A 25637-nucleotide genomic window follows, 5' to 3' on the forward strand; every position below is an offset into this window, starting at 1 on the left:
CGCTATATGTTACTTGTATGTCACTTATTGCTCTTAATATGTCAAAAACGACTCCAGTATAGAGAGCAAAGTCAACAGATAATAGCCATATCAACCAATATTATTGATAGAGGTATCGCTATGACACAGGTTCAGCCGAACACAGCACTGCTGTTAATCGACTTTCAGAATGACTATTTTCCCGGCGGCAAATGGGAACTGACTAACACTCAGCGCGCTACGGATAACGGCGCAAAACTACTGGCCGCTTTTCGTCAGAAGCAGATGCCGGTTATCCATGTACGCCATGAGTTTGAAACCGATGAAGCCCCCTTCTTTACACCGGGATCGCAGGGCGCTCAGATTCACAGCAGCGTTGCCGCTGTAAACGATGAACCGGTTATTTTGAAACACTCAGCAAACAGTTTTAAAGAAACAGATCTGCAAGAGATCCTCAAAAGCCGGAATATAGAAAATCTGATTGTGGCCGGCGCGATGAGCCATATGTGTATCGATGCCGGGGTGCGTGCCGCAGCGGATCTGGGGTATAACGTCACCGTCGCTCAGGACGCCTGTGCAACAATGGATCAGGAATTTAATGGCATCACCATCCCCGCTGAGCAGGTGCACGCCTCATTTATGGCGGCACTGGGATTTGCCTATGCAAGGGTGGAAGATACGGAGATTTTGCTGGAAGAAATGAAGTAATTGGGGCTAGGGTTGACTGCTGTACTGCCCCCAATTAATACAGCCATTTTAATTGTAGGAGCGGCTTCCAGCCGCGAGAAATATGTGAGAATTTCAATTCACGGCTGGAAGCCGCTCCTACAAATACAAAGAAGGCTTTTATCGAGCAACGAGCAACGGCTCTTATTCCACCTCAACAATCTCAAAGCTATGGGTAATCTCTACGCCACCCTTTTCCAGCATCAGGGATGCTGAGCAGTACTGCTCAGCCGACAGTTTTACCGCACGCTCAACCTTTTTCTCGTTCAGGCCGCGACCGGAAACAATGAATTTCACATGGATTTTGGTAAACACAGCAGGTACCGCATCGGCACGTTCAGCATCGATCTCCGCCACGCAGTCCACCACATCCTGACGGGTCTTTTTCAGAATACCGATCACATCATATGAGGTGCAGCCACCCAGACCCAGCAACATCAGCTCCATCGGGCGTGGGCCCTGCTTCAGCTCGCCATCAATGGTGATATCAAATCCGGAACCGGTGGTTCCCTTGAAACGGACATCGCCATCCCATTTTACTTTTGCTTGCATAGTCTCAGTATCTTCTTTCAATCATTATTATTTGGCGAACAATTCGGCCAGCTTCTGACCTGGATCTGCAGCCCGCATAAAGGCTTCCCCCACGAGGAAGCTGTCAACCCTGTGCTCACGCATGGCGATGACATCGTCACGGCAGAGAATGCCGCTTTCGGTAACGACAATACGATCCTCAGGCACTCTATCCAGCAGTTCAAAAGTGTGATCAAGTGACACTTCAAAGGTGTGCAGATTACGGTTATTGATCCCCACCAGCGTATTACCAAGCGGCAGAGAGCGTTCCAGTTCAGCCAGGTTATGCACCTCAATCAGCACATCCATACCCAGCTCCAGTGCCAGGGCATTCAGGTCAGCCATCTGCGCATCTTCCAGTGCTGCCACAATCAGCAAAATGCAGTCAGCACCGATCGCCCGGGCTTCATAAATCTGATAAGGATCAACAATAAAATCCTTACGAATAACCGGCAGGGAACAGGCGGCACGCGCTTCCATCAGGAAAGCTTCGCTGCCCTGAAAGAAATCCGCATCGGTGAGTACAGACAGACAGCTGGCACCACCCGCCTCGTAGGAACGGGCAATATCCGCTGGCACAAAAGGATCACGAATCACGCCTTTGGAGGGGCTGGCTTTTTTCGCTTCCGCAATAATAGCAGAACGCCCTTCAGCCAGTGTTTTCGCCATATTCGCGACAAAACCACGGGGATCCGTGGCGCTGCCCTGCTGATCAGCAATCTGCGCTTTCAAATCAGCAATACTCTTTACCGGCTGACGTTCAGCAATCTCTTCATATTTCCGTGCAATTATTTTTTTCAGCACGGTGGGTGTATCGGTCATCGTTGTTCAGTCCTTCAGCGACTGGCTGAAATCCGCCAGCTGTTGCATTTTCTTCAGTGCTGCGCCCGAGTTGATCGCTTCCAGGGCTTTTGCCACACCCTCTTTATGGCTGGCAGCCAGACCGCTCAGATAAACCGCAGCTCCCGCATTCAGTGCCACCATAGACGCCGCCTTCTTAACTGCAACATCTTCAGCACCGGAGAATGCCTTTTTAATCAGCTCCAGCGACTGAGCCGGGCTATCGATTACCAGACCGATCAGACTCTGGCTTTCAATCCCGAGGTCTTCTGGTGACAAACGGTATTCGGTTATTTCACCGTCTTTCAGCTCAGCCACATAGGTATGGGTTGCCAGGCTGATCTCATCCAGGCCGTCATCCGCATGTACTACCATGATGTGTTCGCCACCCAGTTGCTGCATCACTTCAGCCATTGGTCGACACAGTTTTTTGGTAAATACACCGATCACCAGGCGCTGCGCTCCGGCCGGATTAGTCATCGGGCCGAGAATATTAAACATGGTTCGGGTGCCCAGGGCTCGGCGCGCGCCGATGGCATGTTTCATCGCGCCATGAAAACCCGGTGCAAACATAAAGCCGACACCAACGTCATCGATACAGCGGGCTACAGCATCCGCGCCCAGATCGAGGTTAATGCCGGCTTGCTCCAGCAGATCAGCACTGCCACTGCTGGAGGAAACCCCACGGTTACCATGCTTGGCCACATGAACGCCACAGGCTGCAGCAACAAAAGCACTGGCAGACGAAACGTTAAACAGGTTTGCACCATCGCCACCGGTACCGACAATATCGACCAACGGTGCAGCGGTGGCGTTTACCGGCGTTGCCAGTTCCCGCATCACCTGGGCGGCACCGGTGATCTCGTCAATCGATTCACTCTTCATCCGCAGCGCCACCAGAAAACCGGCGATCTGTGATTCAGAGCATTCACCCGTCATCACCTGACGCATCACTTCAACCATTTCGTCACGGCTCAGATCAATATGATCAACTACCCGCGCCAGCGCTTCTTTGATATCCATTGTGTCGTCCTTATGCTCGATTCAAAAAGTTTTGCAGCAGATCATGGCCCTGCTGAGTGAGGATAGATTCTGGGTGGAACTGCACCCCCTCAATATCCAGCTCTTTATGCCGCACACCCATGATCTCATCGACAGAGCCATCATCATTCTGAGTCCAGGCGGTGATCTCCAGACAGTCTGGCAAAGTATTTTTATCGATCACCAGCGAGTGATAGCGGGTCACCGATACCGGATTTTCCAGTCCTTCAAAGACCCCTGTATTGTTATGATATACCGGTGAAACCTTGCCATGCATCACCTGACGGGCACGCACCACATCACCGCCAAAGGCCTGCCCCATACTCTGATGTCCCAGACAGATACCAAAGATCGGCAGTTTACCGGCAAAATGTTTGATCGCCGCCACCGAGATACCCGCCTCGTTCGGCGTACAGGGACCGGGAGAGATCACCAGTTGAGAGGGATTCAGGGCTTCGATCTGCTCAATGGTAATTTCATCATTACGATACACCTGAACATCAGCGCCCAGCTCACCCAGATATTGCACGACGTTATAGGTAAACGAGTCGTAGTTATCGATCATTAGCAACATATCAATATTTAACCTATTGATTTATATAATTAATAACATCGAGCCTTATTCAGGTTACCCGGTTTATAAACCTAAGAAATCGAAACTGAGCAGCAGATGGCCTCGAAGAACAGCCGATTATAGTACAGTAAGCTAATTCTGGATAACACTGATGAGCGATGAAAAGCGTTAGCGAAAGGGGTCAAAGAAGAAAAGATGACTTACAGCCTGAGGGGAAATACCCGGATATCGATCACTATGATATCCAGGCATTGTAAGTGACAGTCGATGAGAGAATATGAAAGGTGCTGTTTAAAGCGGACTAACTGGCGGAAAATTTCTCATAATGGATGGTGCTATTGGCCATATCCCGTTGATCCAGCCAGCCCTTTACGGCGTCCACCATCGGCGGTGGCCCACACAGGTAGAGATCAACCTCGCCGTTGTTGAAATGACTATCCTCAAACAGATCGGTGACCACCCCAACAGTCCCCGGCCAGTCCTCGTTTTCTTTCATGACGATGCTATGGCAAGTGAAATCGGGTAACTTTTCGGCATACTGCTGAAGTCGTTCGATCTCACACAGATCGGCCATCTGAGTAACACCATAAAACAGCGTGATTGGCTGATCGCAACGTTCAGGATTCTCAACCAGCTGATCAAGCATTCCGAGAAACGCGGCCAGCCCGGTTCCACCGGCGACAAAGATCAGCGGGCGTTTTATCTGATGCAGATAGAACGCTCCCAGTGGCGCCTTAAGTTTCATCCGGTCACCGGGGTTGGCACGTTCACGCAGATAATCACTCATCACCCCCTGGGGCAAAAGACGGATCAGAAACTGCAGCTGATTAGTCTTATTAGGCGCGCAGGCAAAAGAGTAGGAACGCCACTCGTCAGTGCCAGGAACATTCACATGAGCATACTGCCCCGGCAGAAAATCCAGTTGATCACCCAGTGCCTGAGCATCGATGTAGACGACTGCGGCCGATTCAGACACCAGATCAACGTTGGTAATCACCGCTGTCAGCTCTTCCGGGCCACTGCTGGTGCAGAGCGTTGACTCAAAATCAAACGCTATCGCGCAATCGGATGCCACCCGCATCTGGCAGGTGAGAACACCGCCCTGCTTAAGCTCCGCAGCACTCAGGGCATCCTCATCAACATATTCAAGCTGATAGTTGCCCGAGCTACAGAGCCCTTTACAGGTAGCACAGACTCCCTCACGGCAATCCACCGGAATTGTAATGCCCTGGCGCAGCGCTGCATCAAGCACAGTTTCTCCACTATTAACACCGATAAACCGGGTGCGGCCATCACTGAAATTCAAAGCCACTTTATTCATATAACACCTCACAAACTCTTCACCTGTTCAAAGGCCGGAGTTGACACACGACAGACCGTTGCAGAGCCCCCCGAAGGGGATAAAAGAGGGCTCTGCATTATGATCTGACGATCTTATAACCGGACTGACTCGCGATCAGACGTGATAGAAATCAAGCACATGACGAATCTTATCGTTCAGTAAAATTGCTTGTTTACGTAGCACTTTCCAACTGTCGCTGTCTGGCCGAAGGGTATACTCTGCCCGGCCGAAGAAGGCTTCAGACTCGCCGAAACGGTAAAAATGCGTCACCCAGTTAACCTTCACTTTCCAGTTGCCATCGGCTTGCTCCTCGCCCTGGACATTGCTCAGCAGATGCAACGTTCTTGGCATCGGCGTGCAGGCCGCCGACTTACCGGTGCGGATGCGGAACACCCGGTCTTCAAGACCGGCCCGGGTGGCATAGTAGATCAGTGACATCTCCCGCTTAGGATCCGTGGTATGCACATGCTCGGAGTCCCATTGAGGGATGTGAAATTCGGCGTTTTCATCGAATGTTGCCAGATATTCATCCCACTGCTGGAGATCACAATATTCAGACTGCTGGTACAGAAACTGCTCAATACTCTGCAGAGCCGCGTGTTGCATTGCATTAGTCATCACTTTGCCTCCTGTTGCTGCAGCTTAAGATCCAACCCCTGCAGCAGGTAACGCTGCCAGGTAGAGTGCTGATTAACGTAGAGCCCTTCATGGGTAAACTCAGTGCCGGTGATAGCCGGATTAATCCCCAGCGCTTTGGTGTTCGCAGTGGCCTCGCGGGTCCACTTATCACAGCCACGGGAGATGTCATTCCAGCGTTCCAGACGCGCTTCAAAGCCTTTCTGAGCTTCGCGAAACTCCACCAGATCGTCCGGTGTTCCCATACCGGAGACATTAAAGAAATCCTCAAACTGACGAATGCGGTTTTCCCGGTCGGCATCGGACTCACCTTTCACGCCGAGGCAGAAGCTATGCACTTCAGTTTTATTCCAGGCAACCGGTCGGACAACCCGCAACTGCGAACTGATCTGGTCCATAAAGAACAGACTCGGGTAGATGTTGAGGTTGCGTAGACGGTGCATCATCCACTGCGCCCGACTCTCGCCATACTCTTCGATCAGACGGGGCATAACCGCGGCATAGCCAGGGCGAACCTCTGGATTGGGCATATCACTGAAAAGAATGGTGTGACCGTTGTTAAAGGCAAACCAACCATCATCGGTCTCCTTATCCCCCGCCCCCAGTTTGCTATAGTCGAGCACTTTTTTGCCGGCACCGTGCTTTTCTGTTTCCAGCTGCTGCCGGTATTGCACCGTCGCAACATAGTTATAGTGCACAGTACTGACGTGATAACCATCAAGACCATTTTCGTTCTGCAGCTTCCAGTTACCATCAAAGGTATAGGAGGAAGAGCCTGGCAGCACTTCCAGCTCACCGTTCTCTGACTGAGCCACCATCATGTCAAAACCGATGCGGGCATCACCGAGGAAGTCCTCCAGAGACTCGGTGCAGGCTGTATTCAGATTGATAAACACAAACCCTTTGTAAGAGCTGATCAGCGCTTTTCGCAGCCCCCGGGTGGATTTATCAAAGTCATCAGGATATTCACCGGGTGCCTTAACCTTCACCAGCCGGCCGTCGGTCTTATAACACCAGGCATGAAACGGACAGGTGAAAGTGGACTGATTACCACGACATACCCGGGTCAGGGTTGCACCGCGATGCTGACAGGCATTAATCAGTGCACTCAGTTCACCGTTAGCATCACGGGTGATGATCATCGCCTGACGACCCGCCTGCATGGTAAAAAAATCATGGGGGTTGGCAATCTGACTCTCATGGCAGGCATAGATCCAGGTGTTCTCAAAAATCAGATCCATTTCGATATCGAACAGGTCACGATCGGTGAACATCTCGCGGGCCACCCGGTATACATTTTCTTCGGGACGGAAATCGGTCCAGCTTTCAACCTTATCGCGCCACTCAAGCAGTGTTTGTTTCGAATGAGTATTCATTGTTTCTGTCTCCTGGCTCTGCTTATTGATTAAAACTTCACAACCGTTTTTATCCAGAACGCATCACCCTGAGGCCGGTTTTCAACCGCCATCTCTTTTTGATACTTAACGGATAAAAAGAAGCCTTTGCCGTTGTCATATTTAATCGCTGGACCGATGGCGAAGGCCTGTCCCTTATTGCCGATATCGGTGCCATTAACTTCATCACCGGTTATCTGTTTGTAGGCATACCCACCGACCCCCACCACCCAGTTGGGTGATACGCCGTAACCCAGGGAGTAATCAGCGTGCAGCTCCTGACCCGACCGATAGTTGGTATCATCGTTTTCAAAGTTGTAGTCATACATCACCTTCACCCCCCAGTTGAATCCGGCAGGATCAATGTGAGAAGCGGCGTAGATACCCTGAACAGTCCAGTAGTTACGGCCAATATTGGCCAGGCGGGATGAGTCATATTCACCGGTGGGAGCGATAACATCGACACCGATAGCGGTATGAAACTGAGGACTGTGATGGAAGGCCAGCGCGGCGGTCAGATCGAGATCGCCAATACCAGATTCGCTATCGTTCATCCCCATGACGGAGACATCCAGATCAACCAGCGGCAGCAAACCGGCAAACACCAGCTGACCACCGAACAAAGTTTTATCGGTGACATAAAGCAGCCGTGGCGCCAGCACATCGGCTTTCAGATTGAAGTTGATCGGCAAGCTTTTGCCATCATTGCCTTTAAAGTCATCCGCCTCATAATGCTCAGCGTAAATCAGCGGATACAGACCCGGTGGAGGCAGTGCACCCACCAACAGATCTTCAGCCCCCATTGGGTAGTTCGAGCCACCGCCCTCGGTCGCCTGAACCGGTGTTGTGATTAAAGATGCCCCGATCAGGCATCCGATAGCATAGTTAACTGTACATTTCATGAGTTGTTATTCCTGATTATTAGTATTATCAAAGCCCGACCTCAGCCGGGCTCAGTGGCATCTGTTTCAGTCACAAAGCTGCTTAAAACCACCGCGATAGAACACCAGCGGCTCACCCGTATCGACCCGGTCAAAATCCAGCACCCGGCCGACGATCAGCAGGTGATCACCGGCAACACGGGTAAACTCCACCTGACACTGCAGGGTTGCCAATGCATCATTCAGCAGCGGCACCCCGGTAGGGCTCAGGCGATACTCTACGCCAGCAAACTTATCTTCAGAGCGGGTCGCCAGCTGCATTGCCAGCCCCTCCTGGCTCTGACTGAGAATATTCACATTGAAATATTTACCCTCATCAAACGCCGCCACGCTGGGTGAAGTCAGCACCAGACTCCACAGAATCAGTGCCGGATCTAACGACAGGGATGAAAACGAGTTAGCGGTAATCCCCACCAACTGATCGTCCTCGCCAACGGCGGTAATCGCCGTGACACCCGTAGCGAACATGCCAAACGTATTGCGCAGCTCCCGGGTATCAATCAGTGGGACTTCAATGGCAGGTGCAGCATTTATGGATTGTGTATTCGACGCAGTCATCTCAGGCCTCCTTCTTGAAGAACTCAGCAACCACCTGATTACAGGCGTCTGCATTAGTCCACCAGGGCATCAGATTGACTGGATTGTTGAAACCGTTCGCAATGGTCTTAGCCAGATCAGGAGACTGTTGAGCCGCGCCCAGCAGATTGAGGGTATGCTCCTCAGGGGGCAGCAGGATACTGTTGGTCCAGCTAACCACCTGCTCGGCGTAAGCCCAGTATTTTTCAAAGGTATCCTTCATCCAGTTTTCGTCAAACGCCTGGTCTGCGCGGTCGATGATAGAATCCAGATAGATCTTGCTGCATTTAGCGCCGTTGTTTGATCCCTGCCCCGTAATGGGATCGTTGACCACCAGCGCATCCGCCATACCCAGCACTTTACGCCCGGAAGGCAGCGTCAATACCGGCTTGCGCACTGTTGGCGGGAAGCGACCGGCCAGTACACCATTGTCATCGGTGAGCTGAATATTTTTGCAACGCTCCGCTTCCCATGGGCAGTAGGTATTGAGGATCTCCAGGCTGCGGGCCAGGTGTTGTTGCGGGGTTTCGACATCGCCCCAGCAATCCATCGGACCTCCCGGAATCCCCTCAAACACCATGATTTCGCAGGGACCGCTCAGGGTCAGAGCCGGAAAACAGAAGTATTCACCGACACCGGGAATCAGATTAAACGCTACCCGGGAAAACGTTTTTTTAGGCTCCATGCCATGTACATAGGTGAGTGCCAGAGCCCGTTGTGGTTTATCAAACACAGAACGCTCAGCATCCCGTTCAAACTGACGGACGATCTCGCCTTTACCCGCCGCCAGCAACACCAGATCGTGTGAAGCGGCCAGCGCTTCCAATTCGTCAATGCCAGCATCCTGGAACACCAGTTCGCCACCCAGACGAACAAACTCATCCATCCATACCGGCATCTTCAGACGCTGATCCACCGACTGCGCTTTGTGGTCAATAGGCGCCGCCCAGTCGATCAGCTTTTCACCCGGACGTTCGGGGTTGGGCACCGTCAGGCCGATACCCTCGACCGGCGGGCAATCGTTTTCCCAGAAGTTAAGCCCCAGCTCTCTTTCGGTATTCAGTGCCATATCGAACATACACTGACTTGAGGTGACCCGGCCGGAACGAATATCGTCCTGGGTCCGGTTGGATAACATGGTGACCTGGTAACCCTTTTTCAGAAGGCCAATACCCGTCTGCAGACCGGACTGACCGGCACCGATAATTGCGATTTTGCGTGACATAACATTTACTCCAGATTTTATTTTTATGGCTGGCTTATTCAGCGAGTTTAGGGATTGCAGGGCTGCGCTGTTCCGGACCAATCGCGGCATAGCCACCATCAACCGCATAATCAGCGGCAGTTACAAAACTGGCCTGTGGAGAACAGAGAAACAGCACCACTTCGGCCACTTCACGGGGGTCACCCAGACGCCCCAGCATATGGAAATCAGAGGCAACCTGATCCGCCTTAGCCCGGTTGCCGCCACTGACTTCATTGATCACCCGGGACCAGGTCCAGCCCGGAGAAACCGAGTTCACCCGGATGCCATCGTCGGCAAAGTCCATCGCCATGCTGCGGGTCAGATGGCGGATCGCCGCTTTGCTGACGGGATAGAGCCAGCGACCAGTCTGGGCGATCTGTGACGAGATGCTGCTGAAATTAACGATGGCTCCGCCACCCCGTTTAACCATCAGCGGACGGGCGATATTAGCCGCCATCACGGCGCTGACCACATTGATATCCAGAGCGGTTAGCCAGTCTGCCCGGGAAGAGTCCTGCCCTTCATCCAGATAGCTGCAGGCCAGATTGATCAGATAATCAACACCACCAAAGCGGCTTTCAGCACTGTGTATTGCCGCGGTTAACTGAGCATCGTCGGTGATATCAGCTGCAACAAACTGTGCTTTGGCACCAAGACGATCGGCCAGTGCCACACCCGCCTCGGTATCGATGTCGATCACGGTGACACTCGCACCCGCTTCGATAAACACCTCAGCAACGGCGGCTCCGATCAGGGTTGCGCCACCGGTTACGATGACACTACGGTCGTTAAACTGGCTCATTTTGCACCTCCCTGATCCAGCCCCTCACTATCGGGCCAGTTCGGCATCAGCGTATTGGAAGGCAGTGTTTCATCCAGCAGCTTGGCCGCCGACTCCCGTCCGGCAACTGGCAGGCCTTGAGGATCAAGCTTGCCAATCTGAACCAGTACAGAGGCCTGGTCCCAGTAGATATGCTCGTGATACAGCTTATCGCCACGGAACTTGACCACCGCCACCAGCGGTACTTCAACGTATTTTCCGGTCGGTTCAATGCCTGGCAGCATCCAGTCGATGACCCGGTCATGGGTAAAGGTGAAGAGCAGTTCATCAACAATCTGAGTTGCGCCGATGGTGCGGGAGATAGGGATAAGCGCCGTATCCGCAGGGTTCACATCAACAAAATGATTTTTGTAGAAGCGATAGAGATTTTTATAACCCACTCCACCGGTCATATTAGGGATATGGTTGACGTAGGGTTCAGCCACCATGGTTGCCATGGTGTCATCCACATTGCGGGTATCAAACTCATACTCACAATGCTTATCCCAAAGGTAGGAAAGATCGTAATGCGGGCCAATCGCCTGACGGAATGCGGTGACCGAACGCTGATGCGCCATCAGAGCGGAAGGTTTGTCATAATGCTCTGAACCCGCCCGGGCAAACGCGTGATCAACGCCGGGATAGGTATACAGTTCCACCTGCTCCTGATCACCCAGAGCCGCATAGATAGCGTTGCGCGAGGCTTCCGGACAGTACTCATCATTACCGGCAAAGTGCAGCACCAGGCGGCCACTGATATTCGCCGCCTCATGCAGATGGTTTTCAATGCCCATACCGTAATAACCGACGGCCGCATCGACATCACAACGACAGGCGGTCAGATAGGACAAACGGGCACCCAGACAGAACCCCAGTGCACCAACGCTGCCGCTGCACTCAGACCGTCCTTTGAGAACACTGATCGCTGCGTCGATATCCTCCACGCCCAGATCCTGATCGAAGCCCTGATAAAAACCGAACGCCTTCTCCCACTCTGCCGGGCTGTATTCCAGCTCAACGCCGGGTTCCTGACGCCAGAACAGATCAGGCGCCAGTACTACATACCCCTCCTCTGCATAATAATCGGCGACCTTACGCATGGTATCGTTGATACCAAATATCTCCTGCAGCAGGACAATACCGGGCCCCTCGCCCGCAGCGGGTACCGCCAGATAACCTTTGAAACTGCCACTGCCGTCTTTTGCCTGGATATCTATCATTGTGCCCATAGCACGCCTCCTGAATGTTGTTTTTCTTGGATCGTTATTCATCCTCGAATATCAGGCAGGCAAATACGCTCCGAAAAATGCGGCGACTATCCACAAGGTGCAAAAAAATGATTTAGCTCAATGATTCATGAAAACGGCCTAAGGCCCGTAATCGCTGGCCATCCGGTCTGTGCAGCGACTATCCAGTTAGCGCAGATTATTGATGAGTGTGTGAAATTTGGACAAAACCCCGGGGAAACCCCACTATATTTATATTCATCAATATGCAATATATAAGAGACCATCTATTGACTTAGATTAATAAAAATAGGGTAGTAAATGATGTCTTCCGACTTAACGTTGTCTCCCTGGCTGAGAGATGCACTTAAAGGTGACCCCGAGCGATTAGTCTTCAGTTCGGGTACGCTGGAACAGGTCAGGGAAGAGGTCTCAGCGATGTATAAACCGCATCTGCTGGACATCCATGGACGGGGATCCAAACTTGATGCCCGATTACACTCCGTCGCACTGGGAAATGTCCGCTTCAACCGGCTTAAATATGGTGCCGAAGTGGTTATCGACCCAGGCAATCTGGAACAGTTTTATCTGATTCAGATGCCGGTCAGTGGTCAGGCAGACATCTACAGCGGTAGCAATGTCGTTTCTACCGATAAAGACACCGCCTCCATTCTTAACCCGTCAGATCCACTGACAATGATCTGGAGCGAGGATTGCGACCAGCTGATGTTCAGGATTGACAGGCACTCTGTGGAACTGGCCTGCAGTCAGATTCTGGGACGATCAGTACGAGGGCCCCTCCGATTTAAGCCCGATATGAACTGGCACCGAAACCCGGTCTGGCGCAACATGATGATGTATCTGGCACATCTGCTACAGGATCAGCCCTCGATTACAACTCAACCCACCATCGCCCTGCAGCTTGAACAACTGATCATCAACACCCTCATCTCTATCCAACCCCACAACTACACCGACGCCATGAACACACCCGACCGGAGCCTGGCTCCACGACATGTTAAAAAGGTTGAGGAGTATATCGAGAGTCACGCTGATGAAGCACTAACGCCGGGAATACTGGCCGATATGGCGGGCGTCAGTGTACGCACACTGTATGCGGGTTTTAAAGATTTTCGTCAAACCAGTCCAATGGAATACCTGCGCACTGTCCGCTTGCAGAGAGCACGGGAAGAGTTACTGAAACAGGATCCTGAGTCATCGGTAACGGAGATCGCCATCCGCTGGGGATTCACCCATATGGGACGCTTTAGTCAGGACTATTCGCGTATGTTTGGCGAACGCCCCAGTGAAACCAAACGCAGATAATCGGCCAGCCGCTTAATCGCAGTATTTCTCCAGTGTCAGTGACACGGAATCCGCAAACCGCAGGGCATGGGGTTTATCAATAGTGACGCTGGCAAAGGTGACCCAGGGGTGGCCAGTGGCGATCTCCAACACATCTCCCACCAGCTTTTCCAGCAGCAGAAAGTGCCCCTCCTCTACATGTTGAATAATATCCTTACAGACCACTTTATAGTTCAGGGCTTTTTCTACATCATCAGTGATCGCCGCTTTTTCGGCCGGATAATGGATCTCAATATTGATCACTACATCCTGCAGTTTCTCACGCTCTTCCGGGTTAAAACCGATGTAGGTTCGCAAACGCAGGTTTTTAATTCGGATTATGGCATTACTGACTGATGGCATTGCTGAGTCCTTGTCGATTTTTTCTTATCTCTATTGTCTGGCAGTCTAACAGAACGGCATGAAGTCTCCAGACGTGTTGCTTCACTTACCGGTTGCAAAGGTTGAATACGTTCAATCCCCCTGGCTAGTTCATCTCGATTATAATAAATACCAACTATGCACAACGATTGAAGCGGTGCCTGGCTATATTGTCTAAGCCGTCACAGGTATGATGACGCACTCTGAAACCTTAAACTTTTCGACCGACTAGCGGACATTATTATGAACGATAAGATCAACTACAAAAATAATCCGTTACACGGCCTGGGTTTAAAAGAACTGATCACCCAGATAGTTGATCACTACGGTTTTGAGATTCTCTATGCCTATCTGAATATCAACTGTTTCAAAACCAACCCGAGTATTGAGTCGAGTGTTAAATTTCTCAAGAAGACCGACTGGGCGCGGGAGAAGGTCGAACTGTTCTACCTGTACAAGTTTAAAAATCTGCCAAGAGTGTCATCTGAACAGTTTGCTCTGTCACCCAGAGACCGGATTATTCCTGAAGGACAGACACCCCGGGAACCGGCAGAACTGAGTCTGGAAGATGCTGAGCGGATGCGGGAAAAGCAGGCGAAAAAAGCCGCCGAGCATGGCAAAACCAAGAGCTATAAAGCAAACAGAAAGCCCGGCGGCTATTCCAGCAAACAGGAAAACGCCCGGGATAAGCAGGAGCGCTGGAAACCCGAAAGAAAATCATCTGATGCTCCGAACCACTCATCTGACTACGATGATGATCCATGGGCAAAGTGGCGGAAATAATGACCTGTCTATAACAACAAAAACCGCCTACAAAGGCGGTTTTTATCAGCTAAACGGACTTAGCCAGACATTATTTGACTCATGCGCCAGGAACCGCAGCGTATGCAACAATTTCACAAAGCATCTCTTCCCGGGCTAACCCTGCGACAACCATTGCAGCACGATTCGGATAGGGGGCGTTAAAGTACTCCGCATAAACCTGATTAAACACCGGTAGATACTCGCGATCGGTAACATAGATCAGTACCTGAGTGACATCATCCATAGTCAGCTCTGCCGCACCAAGGGTGTGTTTAAAGTTTTCCATGGTCTGGCGCGCCTGAGCTTCAATTCCGCCCTCTACAACCTGACCTTCAGCATTGATCGGGATCTGTGCCGTTGATAACTGGCCATTGGCAATAACCGCCCACTCAAGCGGGGCTTTGGAGGCAAACAGGTCAGTTTTTACAGCTTGTTTCATAGCAATTCACTTATATAAAAAATAGCAATTTGAAGTCCGAACACTGTACTTATCTGAGCGTTGCCCGTGCAGCTTGTCCGATAAGAACAAGAATAAAGTCAGGCACTGTGTCTGTCCGCTTTCTCGGAACTCGGACAAACACAGTGTTCGGACTAGGATTTCGTATTAATTAAAGCCCCTGCTCGTCCGCCATTTTGCGGGCTATCTGAGGGGCGGTCCAAAGCGAAGGCAGCAACACCAGCGAGACGGGCACCGCAGTCACCACAATAAATGACTGCAGCGCAGAGATACCGCCAGAACCTATGGAGATCAGCAGAGCTGCAACAACCCCCATCATGATACCCCAGAAAACTCTGACCGAACTTTGTGGATGATCGGTACCGGTCATCACCATAGAAACGGCATAGGTCATTGAGTCACCGGTAGTCGCCACAAAGATCGTTGTCAGAATCAAAAACAGCACGGAGATCATAAAGCCCATCGGCAACTGCTCAGTAATCGCCAGTAACGCAGCAGGAAGATTGAATCCGGTAAAGGGCTCAGAGATCACTCCGGGATTCGCCAACTCATAAGCCAGCCCACTGCCGCCAACAATCGTAAACCAGAAACAGGTGATTACCGGAGCCACGACAGAGATCAGCAGGATCATCTCGCGGATGGTACGACCTTTGGAGATACGTGCAACAAACATCGCCATCAAAGGCCCATAGCCCAGAAACCAGCCCCAGAAGAACACAGTCCACCAGTCCAGCCAGCCGGTATCAGCCCGGAACGTTGCCATCGGAATAAACTGATCCAGATAGACCCCAAAGGATTGCAGGAAACCATCAATAATAAATGCTGTCGGGCCAAAGACCAGGATAAACGCCATCAAAATAACCGCCAGAATAACGTTAGCCCGGCTAAGAATCTGAATACCTTTGGTGACGCCACTCACCGCAGAAAGGGTATAGATACCGATCAGACCTGCGAGGATCATCAACTGAGTTGAATAGGTATTGGGAATGCCAAACAGTTTCTCCAGACCAAAGCTGACCTGTAACCCAAGAAAACCGATTGGACCAACAGTGCCTGCAACCACTGCCAGCACGCAGCTGGAGTCGACAATAGCGCCCAGAGGACCGCTCATCACTTTGTCACCAAAAACCGGGTACAGCAGCGTGCGGGGTTTAAGAGGCAACCCTTTTTCATAATGCAGGTACATAAACACAATACCGGTCAGGCTTCCCAGTATTGCCCAGGCCAGAAATCCCCAGTGCATAAAACTCTGCGCCAGGGCGTTATAAGCAGCCTGAGCAGTACCCGCTTCAGTAGCCGCAAAAAGCGGCGGCGCCGAGGTAAAATGCGCCATCGGCTCAGCAGCAGCCCAGAATACTCCGCCACCCGCCAGCAAAGTACACATAATCACAGAAACCCACTGAAACAGCGGCATCTCGGGGACTTTCACGCCGCCCAACACCACTGATCCGGTGCGTCCCAGCGTCAGAAACAGGCCGATCACAAAGGTTAGTAGCAGCAAAATCTGCCAGTAAGCACCGAAATATTTAGTGGAGGTAGCAAAGGCGGCGTTAACCCAGCCAGACATCATCTCAATATCATAAAGAGCCAGTACGGCAAACAGTACCAGCACACCACCACTGATCAGAAATACTGGAAGATCAACACCTGCCAGTAATTTTTTTCCGGCCATCTCAGCCTCGTTATTGCATATCTGTTGCCCGGCAACAGCCGTTTGCGTTGTATGATTCATTGTAGTCTCCTGACGGATCATTATATTTATTCGTTATCAGGTAAACCTATGGCTCAGGCAGAACTCTCAAGGTCTGAGCCATAGACACTTTAAAAAGTTGAATGCGGTTTAAGCCCGGCGTCCAGAAAGTTCAGCCAGTTCAAACCCATGATTTTGGCCACATCCTCACGGCTAAACCCCCGCTCCAGTAGTCCATTCGTCAGATTCGGGAAGTCTCTGCTATCCCGAAACCAGGACAGCGGTCGCGGCCAGTCGGCATTACTTTTTGAACCTTCGCCATAATCCATAGACTTTGACCAGCGTCCATTTCGCATCCATTCCAGGACAGAAAGAGGTTGCTCCTGACACAGATCGGTGCCGATACCGATCTGATCAATGCCCATCATATCGGCGGTGCTGGCGACCATGTCACAGAAGTCACCGAGGGTGCAGTCCGGGCCATTTTTCAGATGAAATGGATACAGACTGAAGCCTAATAACCCTCCGGACTCTCCCAGAGCCCGGAGCACCCGATCTGATTTATTCCGCTTTGCTTCATGAAAACTGAGCGGATTTGCATGGGAGATGACAATGGGACGATCAGAGATTTTGATCGCATCCAGTGTGCTGCGCTCACCGCTGTGGCTCATATCGACAATCATGCCCACCCGGTTCATCTCTTTAATCGCCTGACGCCCAAAGCGGGTAACACCACTGTCTTCTGCCTCATAACAACCACAGGCAAGCAGGCTCTGATTGTTATAGGTCAGCTGCATGATCATCAGATTCAGCTCACGCATCACCTCAATCATGCCGATATCATCCTCAATGGGAGAGCAGTTTTGCGCGCCGAACATGATGCCAACCTTACCCAACTGCTTTGCCAGGCGGATATCCGCGGCACTGCGCACCGGCATGATCAGATCACTGTTCAGTTCGAACAGACGATTCCACTCGGCAATGCGGGTCAGCGTTTCCCTGATCTGTTCGTGATAAACAATGGTGGCATGCACCATCGTTACGCCACCTTCACGCAGCTGTTCGAAGATCTTCCGGTCCCAGTTGGAGTACTGCAGGCCGTCGATAACGATCAACTCTGAATGCAGTGCCTGAGCGTGTTGTTCTTGTATTGATTGCATTAGTCGCCTCCGTTAACCACGGATATAGGTAGTCTTAACGACGGTATAAAACTCTTTAGCATAACTACCCTGTTCCCGCGGCCCGAAGCTTGAATCTTTACGGCCACCAAACGGCACATGGTAATCAGTTCCCGCCGTTGGGAGGTTTACCATCACACAACCAGTTTTGGCGTTACGTTTGAAATCTGTCGCGTATTTCAAAGACTCTGTGCAGATACCGCCGGTCAGACCGAAGTTGGTATCATTCAGGGTTGCCAACGCTTCGTTATAATCTTTAACCCGGATAATACTGGCGATCGGGGCAAACGCTTCTTCACGGTTAATGGTCATTTGATTTGTGGTTTCAGTGAACAGTGCCGGCTGCATGTAGTAACCTTCCGTCTCCTCAGTCAGCACTTCGCCACCGAATATGAGGTTGCCGCCCTCTTTCTTAGCGATCTCAAGATAGTGAAGGTTTTGCTCCATCTGTCGGGCATCAGCCACGGCCCCGATATGGACCCCGGGTTTCAGTGGATGACCGACAACCAGTTTCTTCATACGCTCTATCATCGCCTCAACGAAACGGTCATGAATCCCTTCAGTGACGATCAGGCGGGAAGACGCGGTACACTTCTGCCCCGTACCACCAAAAGCGCCACCCACCGCACATTCGACTGCGTTATCCAGATCCGCATCATCGAGCACAACCAGTGCATTTTTACTGCCCATTTCCAACTGACACTTGACCAGATTGATCGCAGTAGCAGCAGCCACTTTACGACCCGTTTCAAGAGAACCGGTAAAGGTCAGCGCGTTAATGCCGCGGGAATTGATCAGCACATCACCCACTTCTGAACCCGGCCCCATCACCAGATTAAACGTTCCGGCAGGCAGTCCCTGTCGTGAGATGATTTCAGTCAGCGCCCAGGCTGATGCGGGTACCTGATTAGCGGGTTTCCAGACAACAGCGTTACCAAAAGCCAGCGCCGGAGCGATCTTCCAGGCACCGGTAGCGGTAGGAAAATTCCAGGGCGTGATAATACCGACTACACCCACCGGTTCCCGACGGGTTTCAATCTCAATACCGGGACGCACAGAGTCAGCAGTCTCGCCCATCTGGCGAAGTACTTCTGCCGCGTAATAGTGGAAAAACTGACCTGAACGATAGGTTTCACCCACTCCTTCCGCCAGTGTCTTGCCCTCTTCCCGGGCCAGCAGCTCACCCAACTCATCTTTACGGGCGATCAGCTCATCGCCAATCGCCATTAATACTGAGTAACGTTGCTCCAGACCACTCTTTGCCCACTCAGCCTGACCGACAGCTGCCGCCGCAATCGCCGCCTCAGTCTGCACCTTATCGGCCTGAGCATAGTTGCCAATCACATCGCTGATATCGGCCGGGCTGATATTTATCACCTGACCCTTATTACCCTCAACCCACTCACCTGCAATGTAATTGCGAAAAACTGAATCAGACATATCGACCTCCTGAATGTAGATGGATCAATCATAGGCCCTGTGCTTTAATAAGAATAATTAATAAATAATATCTACTGATAAGGCCTCCTTATCAAACTTTATCAACGACTCCCGATGCATCTGAGGGATATGCCATGCTGCCTGAATTTAAAATTACTCAATTACGTCACTTTGTCTGGGTCGCTGAACTGAAAGGCTTTCATGCTGCAGCGGAAAAAGCTCACCGCACTCAACCGGCGATTTCCCTGTCTATTCGTGATCTTGAAAATAAACTCAGCGAATCGCTGTTTGAAAAGCGTAACGCCAAAACAGCCAAGACAGAGCTGACACCCTTTGGCGAGTATTTTCTGCCTAAAGCGAAAGAGCTGATCGAACATCACGACCGGATTTCGGAAGATATGACACTGCTGGCCGAACATAAGACAGGCCATCTGCGTCTGGCATCAGTGCCTTCCATTGCAAGCCAGGTATTACCCGAGCTGTTATTGGAGTTTGTTAACAATACGCCCGATCTGCATATCAGTTTCTTTGACGATAACTCTTCCGCGGTATACCGGATGGTAGAAAATCAACAGGTAGATTTCGGTATCGCTCACCTGTTTCATGAACAGGAACACAGCGATAAAACCTTTATTCCGATCTGGGAAGATCAGATTGGAGTGGTATGTCCAAAGGATCATCCGCTGGCAGAATTCAAAGAGTTACACTGGAAAGAGTTACGCAACCATCGATTGATTGGTAACGGTACCTCCCGCCTGCTGGAAGACAGTGAAGCACGACCTCTGATCGGGCACTCGCAATTCTACATCTCCAACATGATATCGCTGATCGCCATGTTAGAGGCCGGTTTTGGCGTAACGACACTACCCCGGTATGCGGTCCCCAAAGAGAGTGAAACCCTGTGCTTTATTCCGTTGAGTACGCCGGTGGTTGTGCGGCGAATCGGTATCGTCACACTGACAAACAGATCGCTGACGCCACCCGCTCAGGCATTGGTGGACTTTATTCTGGCCAGAAGTCGCCCGGCGTAAGCAGGTTCAGAATAAATTTTCAGATCTTTGCCATCTGAAACATCGTTCAGATGTATAGAAAAAATAATAGCTTGAGCTATTTTGATAAGTTTTGCTTATTAATCGATATAACCTTCTGATTTGTATGTGATCCCTTTTATAGCCCATGATAAATCGCATACAGGCAGGGCATGACAGACAATGGCCGTTATCTCCTCCCTGTAGTGCGCCCTGCATACAATAATTACAAACGAAACCTGTAGCGCGCAGACAGGAGCCTGGACTCCTGAAGGTTTCGGACACATCTATGCTGTTAACTATAAAAAGATGTGCTGCTATTTATGAGGATAACAATAATGACCACGTCTGCTGCAATACAGGCTTCCCTGAGAGGCGATAATGCACTGCCACTGCGCCCGGTTGATCAGGTTATGGATCTGGAACGTCTGGGCGCTATTCATCAGAGCCGACTCAGTTTTATGCGCACCCTGGTACGCCGGATCATGCGTGAGCGCTGGCAAATCGAACCGGTTCGCTTTGAACTCGACCCGCAGGGCTATGGCACTGTCGTCTACGAAATCACAACACCCAATAAGTGCTATAGCTTTGTTCTGTTTTCCGATTACCTCTCCCCGGACGAGCGCAACGACCGGGTGATCGCCACAAAGTGGGATCTGACCATGGCGCTGGTAGATGGCCAGGTTGATGATCTCTACCTGGAAAAACTGCGCCAGAATGTCCCTAAACAGGAAGCTGGCCGCGTCGATGCACGGGTATTCGTACTCTCCCGTGCCAATCGTAGTGCCCGGAATTTCGACTATGTTGTTGATCAGTTAGCCTGTGGTAAACAACCCGATGTCGCCCAGATAGCCCGTGTAGGCTATCTGTATCGAACCACTGCGGTTTACGGTAGCGGTAAGCTGGGTATGGCCGACTGGGAAAAGGTGTCTACCCGCCACCCCGATTTCAACCGCCCTTTCGCTGCAGAGATGTTTGTCTGTCTGATGCTACGGAACTTCAGTCTGCTTCAGGCGGAGCATATTGCACAGCACCGTACACCAGAAACCTACCATCCGATGTTACCTGAGATTAAACGTTTCTTCGGTATCGGCAATTCAACCGGTCTGGGTATGGCTCCCTACCTGATCAACCACCCGTTACTGATTAACCAATGGGTAGAGATGCGGGAACTGGCGCTGGCAAGGGTGCGGGTGCTGGGTAACATCAACAAGCGTATCACCCAGCAATTCCCTGAATTACTGGAACGCTGTGCTATTCATACGGAACAAACCGTCACCGAAGATGCCTGGCAAACGGCCAATAATCTGCAGGTACTTAAAGATCTGGAAGCGATTCGAGAGCATACGGCTAACGGCATCGGCAGCTGGGATGCTCTGCTCAGATGGAGTGAAGAAAACTGTTCACTGCAGGGACAGGAGATGCTGGTGTCAGTGATGCTGGAACTCTACCCAGAACTGGTTGATGAGCTGGAAGATTATCACACCGCCGAGGAGTTTCTGGATCTGGACCCGGTGATGCCCCTGCAGCAGCTGAAGCAGGTCATCGAGCAACGTTACCAGTGGGCGCTGGTGCTGGACTTTTCTGCGGACGGCGCAAAAGACACTTTCTGGTACCGATCTGAAGAAAAAATGGAACCTCGCCTGGGTGATGCCCGGGAGGAGGATGGAAAAGAGAAACAGATGGCACTGGGGGTGGGTTATGCCGTACGCAAATGCTATGACCAGCTGTGTCAGTACATCAGTGAACATCCGCAACACTCCACTGCCCGGTTTATGGTTGCACAGCCGAAACTGCGCGGTATTGTCCGGCGGATTCAGAGTATGAACCGCTGCATCTATGGCGATATACAGGCTAATCTGCTGGACCGGGATATACTCCCCATGCATCTGTTAAGAGCTAAACTGGCCTTTTTTGGTGTCGGTAAGTTTGATCCCCGATCAAAACTATGGGTGCGCAATACCATGTTCCAGGGGGCTCCGCTATTGGAAGATATTGGTCACACATTCAATGATGACTGGTTCATGCCTCTGGCGCCAGCGCAGCAAGGAGAACTCTGATGCATGTATCTATGATTGAGCTGAAAGCCGCCCTGCGTCGTTGCTTTGAAGCCACCGGTTACTATGTTGGCAACTATGAGGATGCTGCCAATATGATTCTCTGGCTGGAAAAACATGGCCTTAAGGGACTGGATGAGTTGCAGCGCGCCCTGCCCTATATTGGCGATGACAGCAGCAAGTCCCTGAGTACTGTGATCTACGAAGACAGCACCTCAGCGATTATCGACAGTAACGGCCGCAGCGCACTGAACTGTATCGCCGCATCTGTCGATCTCGCCCATGCTAAAGCGTTGGAAAACGGCATCGCAACGGTGACAGTGCATAACTGCCACAACCGGATGTTTATCCTTAAAGCGCTGACCGATTGCGGTCGCCGTGGCATCAGTGTGGCCGCCTACTGGAAAAATGGCAATCAGACGGTAACCGAACATACGGCAGCCATTAATGCAGGCGAACGCTACCCAAGTTACAGTGAAGCGATCACCAGCCTGCCAGCCAACGCGGAAGATAAACAGACGATGACGATTGTTTGCAGTTCACGGGTTGATCTGACCTCATCACTGCAGCAATCGAAAGGCAACCGGAATGCCCGTTATATAAGCGCTGAGCAGATCCGGCTCAATAAAGAGCACAGTGTCGATTTCGGTATCGATATCGATGAAACTCTGTGGGCCGAAATCAATAGAATCGGCGAAGGTGTTCTGGTGGAAAATAGCGAGCGTTCCCGGCAGGGAGCGGGTGGTCGCTAACTCTTTGATGTCTGTGAGAGTATGGCCAGTCTGATGTTAATCGGGCTGGCCCTGCCGATGACCCGGTTACAGGTTGCACCGCCAGCCACCGGGTCATCTTTTCATTATTAACGTATACCGCTCCATCTCATCCGCTGGCATACTGGCTACTCACTTATCTCGATACAGCACCAAAACCATGCTATATACCCTGCCGGAACTGCTGGCCGTCCTGATCGTAACCTGCGGTATCGCCCTGCAAACCGTCGTGGGGATCGGCTATGGTTTGGTGGCAGCGCCTCTGCTCTATCTGATCGATCCGGTCTATGTGCCCGGCCCTATTCTGTTAGTGGGTTTCGGACTGGCGCTGATGATGGTGATCCGCGAGCGCCGGGAGTTACGCTGGAAGAGGGTAATGCCCGCTATCATTGCCAGAGTTCCGGGGGCCTGGTGCGGGGCCGCCCTGCTGGTCGCAATACCACAGTATGCCCTGAGTCTGTTTTTCGGCTTTTCGGTACTCAGTGCCGTGCTGCTCAGTCTGTGGCGTTTGAGCATTCCCACCACACCGATCAACCTGACCATTGCCGGTTTTCTGTCCGGCGTTACCGGTACCGCCACCTCCGTGGGGGGGCCTCCGATCGCGCTGGTGTATCAACAGCAGGACCGGATTACCGCCCGCAGTGAGATCGCCGCCTTTCTGCTGATCGGTACACCGGTATCTATCATTATGCTGATCCATCAGGGCAGCCTCGACTGGCATACAGCTCACCTCAGCCTGAAAATGCTGCCGGGGTTATTTTTAGGCTTTTTCCTGGCACGCCTGATCGACGGAAAGCTAACGACCACCTCGGCTAAACCACTGCTACTGGCGGTCTCCGGCGCATCGGCATTGATGGTGACCATTAAGGGAATGATCGGCTGGCTGGGGCTCTGATCTCCAGGCCGCGTCATTTTAAGATTAGAGCTGATGGCGATCTTGAAATATAATGCCTCCTTTTCCAACAGGACTCCCCCATGGCAACTATCGGTACTCCCTTCTCCTCGTCGGCCACTAAAATTCTACTCTGCGGTTCTGGCGAACTGGGTAAAGAGGTGGTGATTGAACTGCAACGATACGGTTGTGAAGTGATCGCCTGTGACCGGTATGAGAACGCGCCTGCGATGCAGGTAGCGGATCGTTCCTATACCTTTTCAATGCTGGATGGCGCTGAACTGCGCCGGGTGATTGAGCTTGAAAAACCCGATTACATCGTCCCCGAGATTGAAGCGATCTCAACCGATACCCTGGTTGAACTGGAGCAGGAAGGTTTTCATGTGGTACCTACCGCTAATGCCGCGCGCCTGACCATGAACCGCGAAGGTATCCGCCGTCTGGCTGCTGAGGAGTTGGGCATTCCTACCTCCCACTATCAGTTTGTCGATAACTTCACTGACTTTGAAAACGCCGTTGCCGAGATTGGTATGCCCTGTGTGGTGAAACCGATTATGAGCTCATCCGGCAAAGGACAGAGCACCATTAAAAGCGCTGCGGATATTGAAACCAGCTGGACCTACGCTCAGGAAGGCGGTCGCGCCGGTGCTGGCCGGGTGATTGTCGAAGGCTTTGTCGATTTCGATTATGAGATCACCCTGCTGACCATCCGCCATATTCAGGGCACCAGCTTCTGCCAGCCAATCGGGCACCGGCAGGAAGATGGTGATTATCGTGAGTCCTGGCAGCCACAGGCGATGAGCGGGATAGCGCTGAGCCGGGCGAAAGAGATCGCCGAAAAAGTCACCGGCGCACTCGGCGGCCGGGGGATCTTCGGTGTTGAGCTGTTTATCAAAGGTGATGAGGTGTACTTCAGCGAAGTATCACCCCGGCCACATGATACCGGCATGGTCACTATGATCTCTCAGGACCTGTCCCAGTTCGCCCTGCATGCCCGTGCTATCTTAGGCCTGCCGATCCCCAACATTGTGCAGCATGGCCCATCCGCCTCTGCCGTAATACTGGTCGAAGGTGAATCACAAAACCTGAGCTTTTCTAATCTGGAAGCTGCCCTCTCCGTCCCCGACACTCAGTTACGGCTGTTTGGTAAACCTGAAGTGAACGGCACACGCCGGATGGGCGTCGCACTGGCGCGTGGGGCGGATATCGATGATGCTAAGGAAAAGGCTTTAGCCGCCGCGGCGGCTGTTAAAACAAGTTACTAGACGTCGCTTCGCCTAAGAGCAGCCGCCAGACGCCGCTTCGCGACTTGCTAGTGGTTAGACGGAAACTTCGTTTCCTTGCTAGATGTGAAATTCAGAGAGGTTGTTCACAACTCGGTTGTATAGGAAGCTGTTGGTTGCGAAATCAATAGCCCTTTAAACAGAGGAGTGAACAACCATGCACAAGAATGCAAAATCTAGCCTCCATAGTCGAGTTTTAATTGTCAAAAAACATCTTGAAGAAGATGTGCCCGTCTCCGACCTGGCTGACTTTTTCGAGGTATCTAAAAGCCTGATCTATCGCTGGATCAGGCGCTATCATCAAGAAGGCCTCAATGGACTTCGAGATCGTAAAAGTCGACCTAAACGCATCTCATCGCGAACGCTTTATTGGCAAGAGCAAGCGATAAAAGCTCTGGCCCT

The 25637-nt window shown here is 51.6% G+C and carries 26 protein-coding genes; 9 read left to right on the top strand and 17 right to left on the bottom strand.

What is annotated here, in order from left to right; genetic code table 11:
* Nucleotides 1-120: 120 nt before the first annotated feature.
* Nucleotides 121-687, top strand: a complete 567-nt coding sequence (locus BMY09_RS15170; RefSeq protein WP_091360034.1) for a cysteine hydrolase family protein — start codon at nucleotides 121-123, stop codon at nucleotides 685-687.
* A 162-nt stretch (nucleotides 688-849) separates the two neighbouring features.
* Here BMY09_RS15170 and BMY09_RS15175 read toward each other — a convergent pair whose 3' ends face one another.
* The 12 genes from BMY09_RS15175 to BMY09_RS15230 form a co-directional block, all read right to left on the bottom strand.
* Nucleotides 850-1257 (bottom strand): OsmC family protein, encoded by a 408-nt coding sequence (locus BMY09_RS15175; RefSeq protein ID WP_091360036.1) that lies wholly within the window; start codon nucleotides 1255-1257, stop codon nucleotides 850-852.
* 27 nt (nucleotides 1258-1284) lie between these two features.
* A complete protein-coding gene (trpC, locus tag BMY09_RS15180; RefSeq protein WP_091360037.1) occupies nucleotides 1285-2097 on the bottom strand; it encodes an indole-3-glycerol phosphate synthase TrpC in 813 nt (270 codons plus the stop codon).
* Between the two features lie 6 nt (nucleotides 2098-2103).
* Nucleotides 2104-3138 carry an anthranilate phosphoribosyltransferase gene (trpD, locus tag BMY09_RS15185; protein ID WP_091360039.1) on the bottom strand — a complete coding sequence of 345 codons (1035 nt, stop codon included), beginning with the start codon at nucleotides 3136-3138 and terminating at the stop codon, nucleotides 2104-2106.
* A gap of 10 nt (nucleotides 3139-3148) precedes the next feature.
* Entirely contained in the window at nucleotides 3149-3730 is a 582-nt protein-coding gene (locus BMY09_RS15190; protein WP_091360042.1) for an aminodeoxychorismate/anthranilate synthase component II, read from the bottom strand.
* A 301-nt stretch (nucleotides 3731-4031) separates the two neighbouring features.
* Complete coding sequence (gene antC / locus BMY09_RS15195) at nucleotides 4032-5051, bottom strand: anthranilate 1,2-dioxygenase electron transfer component AntC (RefSeq protein ID WP_091360044.1); 1020 nt, start codon at nucleotides 5049-5051, stop codon at nucleotides 4032-4034.
* Nucleotides 5052-5186: 135 nt separating this feature from the next.
* Nucleotides 5187-5690 (bottom strand): anthranilate 1,2-dioxygenase small subunit, encoded by a 504-nt coding sequence (gene antB / locus BMY09_RS15200; protein ID WP_091360046.1) that lies wholly within the window; start codon nucleotides 5688-5690, stop codon nucleotides 5187-5189.
* The gene (gene antA / locus BMY09_RS15205) at nucleotides 5690-7084 is read right to left on the bottom strand and encodes an anthranilate 1,2-dioxygenase large subunit (protein ID WP_091360048.1); all 1395 of its coding nucleotides are present in this window, start codon (nucleotides 7082-7084) and stop codon (nucleotides 5690-5692) included. Before antA ends, antB begins: the two co-directional genes overlap by 1 nt.
* 29 nt (nucleotides 7085-7113) lie before the next feature.
* Entirely contained in the window at nucleotides 7114-8004 is an 891-nt protein-coding gene (locus tag BMY09_RS15210; protein WP_091360049.1) for a SphA family protein, read from the bottom strand.
* Between the two features lie 66 nt (nucleotides 8005-8070).
* Nucleotides 8071-8601, bottom strand: coding sequence for a flavin reductase family protein (locus tag BMY09_RS15215; protein WP_091360051.1), 531 nt, complete (start codon nucleotides 8599-8601; stop codon nucleotides 8071-8073).
* 1 nt (nucleotide 8602) lies between these two features.
* Complete coding sequence (locus tag BMY09_RS15220) at nucleotides 8603-9844, bottom strand: styrene monooxygenase/indole monooxygenase family protein (RefSeq protein ID WP_091360053.1); 1242 nt, start codon at nucleotides 9842-9844, stop codon at nucleotides 8603-8605.
* 34 nt (nucleotides 9845-9878) lie between these two features.
* The gene (locus BMY09_RS15225) at nucleotides 9879-10667 is read right to left on the bottom strand and encodes an SDR family oxidoreductase (RefSeq protein WP_091360054.1); all 789 of its coding nucleotides are present in this window, start codon (nucleotides 10665-10667) and stop codon (nucleotides 9879-9881) included.
* Complete coding sequence (locus BMY09_RS15230; protein ID WP_091360056.1) at nucleotides 10664-11914, bottom strand: dienelactone hydrolase family protein; 1251 nt, start codon at nucleotides 11912-11914, stop codon at nucleotides 10664-10666. The genes BMY09_RS15225 and BMY09_RS15230 overlap by 4 nt, the downstream gene beginning before the upstream one ends.
* 318 nt (nucleotides 11915-12232) lie before the next feature.
* Between BMY09_RS15230 and BMY09_RS15235 the strand changes: the two genes are divergently transcribed.
* A complete protein-coding gene (locus tag BMY09_RS15235; RefSeq protein ID WP_217647453.1) occupies nucleotides 12233-13237 on the top strand; it encodes an AraC family transcriptional regulator in 1005 nt (334 codons plus the stop codon).
* A 12-nt stretch (nucleotides 13238-13249) separates the two neighbouring features.
* Here BMY09_RS15235 and folX read toward each other — a convergent pair whose 3' ends face one another.
* On the bottom strand, nucleotides 13250-13618 hold the full coding sequence (gene folX, locus BMY09_RS15240) for a dihydroneopterin triphosphate 2'-epimerase (protein ID WP_091360057.1): 369 nt from the start codon (nucleotides 13616-13618) through the stop codon (nucleotides 13250-13252).
* A gap of 261 nt (nucleotides 13619-13879) precedes the next feature.
* Between folX and BMY09_RS15245 the strand changes: the two genes are divergently transcribed.
* A complete protein-coding gene (locus tag BMY09_RS15245) occupies nucleotides 13880-14419 on the top strand; it encodes a VF530 family protein (protein WP_091360059.1) in 540 nt (179 codons plus the stop codon).
* A 79-nt stretch (nucleotides 14420-14498) separates the two neighbouring features.
* Here the strand turns inward: BMY09_RS15245 and BMY09_RS15250 are convergent, their stop codons facing one another.
* The 4 genes from BMY09_RS15250 to BMY09_RS15265 all read right to left on the bottom strand — a co-directional run bounded on the left by BMY09_RS15250 (nucleotide 14499) and on the right by BMY09_RS15265 (nucleotide 19205).
* Nucleotides 14499-14879, bottom strand: a complete 381-nt coding sequence (locus tag BMY09_RS15250) for a RidA family protein (protein ID WP_091360061.1) — start codon at nucleotides 14877-14879, stop codon at nucleotides 14499-14501.
* A 169-nt stretch (nucleotides 14880-15048) separates the two neighbouring features.
* Entirely contained in the window at nucleotides 15049-16629 is a 1581-nt protein-coding gene (locus tag BMY09_RS15255) for a BCCT family transporter (protein WP_091360062.1), read from the bottom strand.
* An 89-nt stretch (nucleotides 16630-16718) separates the two neighbouring features.
* Nucleotides 16719-17714, bottom strand: coding sequence for a dipeptidase (locus BMY09_RS15260; protein WP_175483559.1), 996 nt, complete (start codon nucleotides 17712-17714; stop codon nucleotides 16719-16721).
* A 45-nt stretch (nucleotides 17715-17759) separates the two neighbouring features.
* The gene (locus tag BMY09_RS15265; protein ID WP_091360064.1) at nucleotides 17760-19205 is read right to left on the bottom strand and encodes an aldehyde dehydrogenase family protein; all 1446 of its coding nucleotides are present in this window, start codon (nucleotides 19203-19205) and stop codon (nucleotides 17760-17762) included.
* A 134-nt stretch (nucleotides 19206-19339) separates the two neighbouring features.
* Here BMY09_RS15265 and BMY09_RS15270 point away from each other — a divergent pair, with 134 nt between their 5' ends.
* From BMY09_RS15270 to BMY09_RS15295, 6 genes are all read left to right on the top strand, one after another.
* Nucleotides 19340-20236, top strand: a complete 897-nt coding sequence (locus tag BMY09_RS15270; protein WP_091360066.1) for a LysR family transcriptional regulator — start codon at nucleotides 19340-19342, stop codon at nucleotides 20234-20236.
* 335 nt (nucleotides 20237-20571) lie between these two features.
* Nucleotides 20572-22293: a hypothetical protein gene (locus BMY09_RS15275; protein ID WP_091360068.1), complete on the top strand. Its 1722-nt coding sequence runs from the start codon at nucleotides 20572-20574 to the stop codon at nucleotides 22291-22293.
* Nucleotides 22293-23042, top strand: coding sequence for a DUF3726 domain-containing protein (locus BMY09_RS15280; RefSeq protein WP_091360069.1), 750 nt, complete (start codon nucleotides 22293-22295; stop codon nucleotides 23040-23042). Before BMY09_RS15275 ends, BMY09_RS15280 begins: the two co-directional genes overlap by 1 nt.
* 178 nt (nucleotides 23043-23220) lie before the next feature.
* Nucleotides 23221-23955 carry a sulfite exporter TauE/SafE family protein gene (locus tag BMY09_RS15285; protein WP_091360071.1) on the top strand — a complete coding sequence of 245 codons (735 nt, stop codon included), beginning with the start codon at nucleotides 23221-23223 and terminating at the stop codon, nucleotides 23953-23955.
* Nucleotides 23956-24035: 80 nt separating this feature from the next.
* A complete protein-coding gene (purT, locus tag BMY09_RS15290) occupies nucleotides 24036-25217 on the top strand; it encodes a formate-dependent phosphoribosylglycinamide formyltransferase (RefSeq protein WP_091360073.1) in 1182 nt (393 codons plus the stop codon).
* Between the two features lie 175 nt (nucleotides 25218-25392).
* On the top strand, nucleotides 25393-25637 hold a 245-nt coding region (locus BMY09_RS15295; protein ID WP_139203200.1), incomplete at its 3' end, for a helix-turn-helix domain-containing protein.

It is taken from the genome of Amphritea atlantica (assembly GCF_900111095.1).
Lineage (GTDB): Bacteria > Pseudomonadota > Gammaproteobacteria > Pseudomonadales > Balneatricaceae > Amphritea > Amphritea atlantica.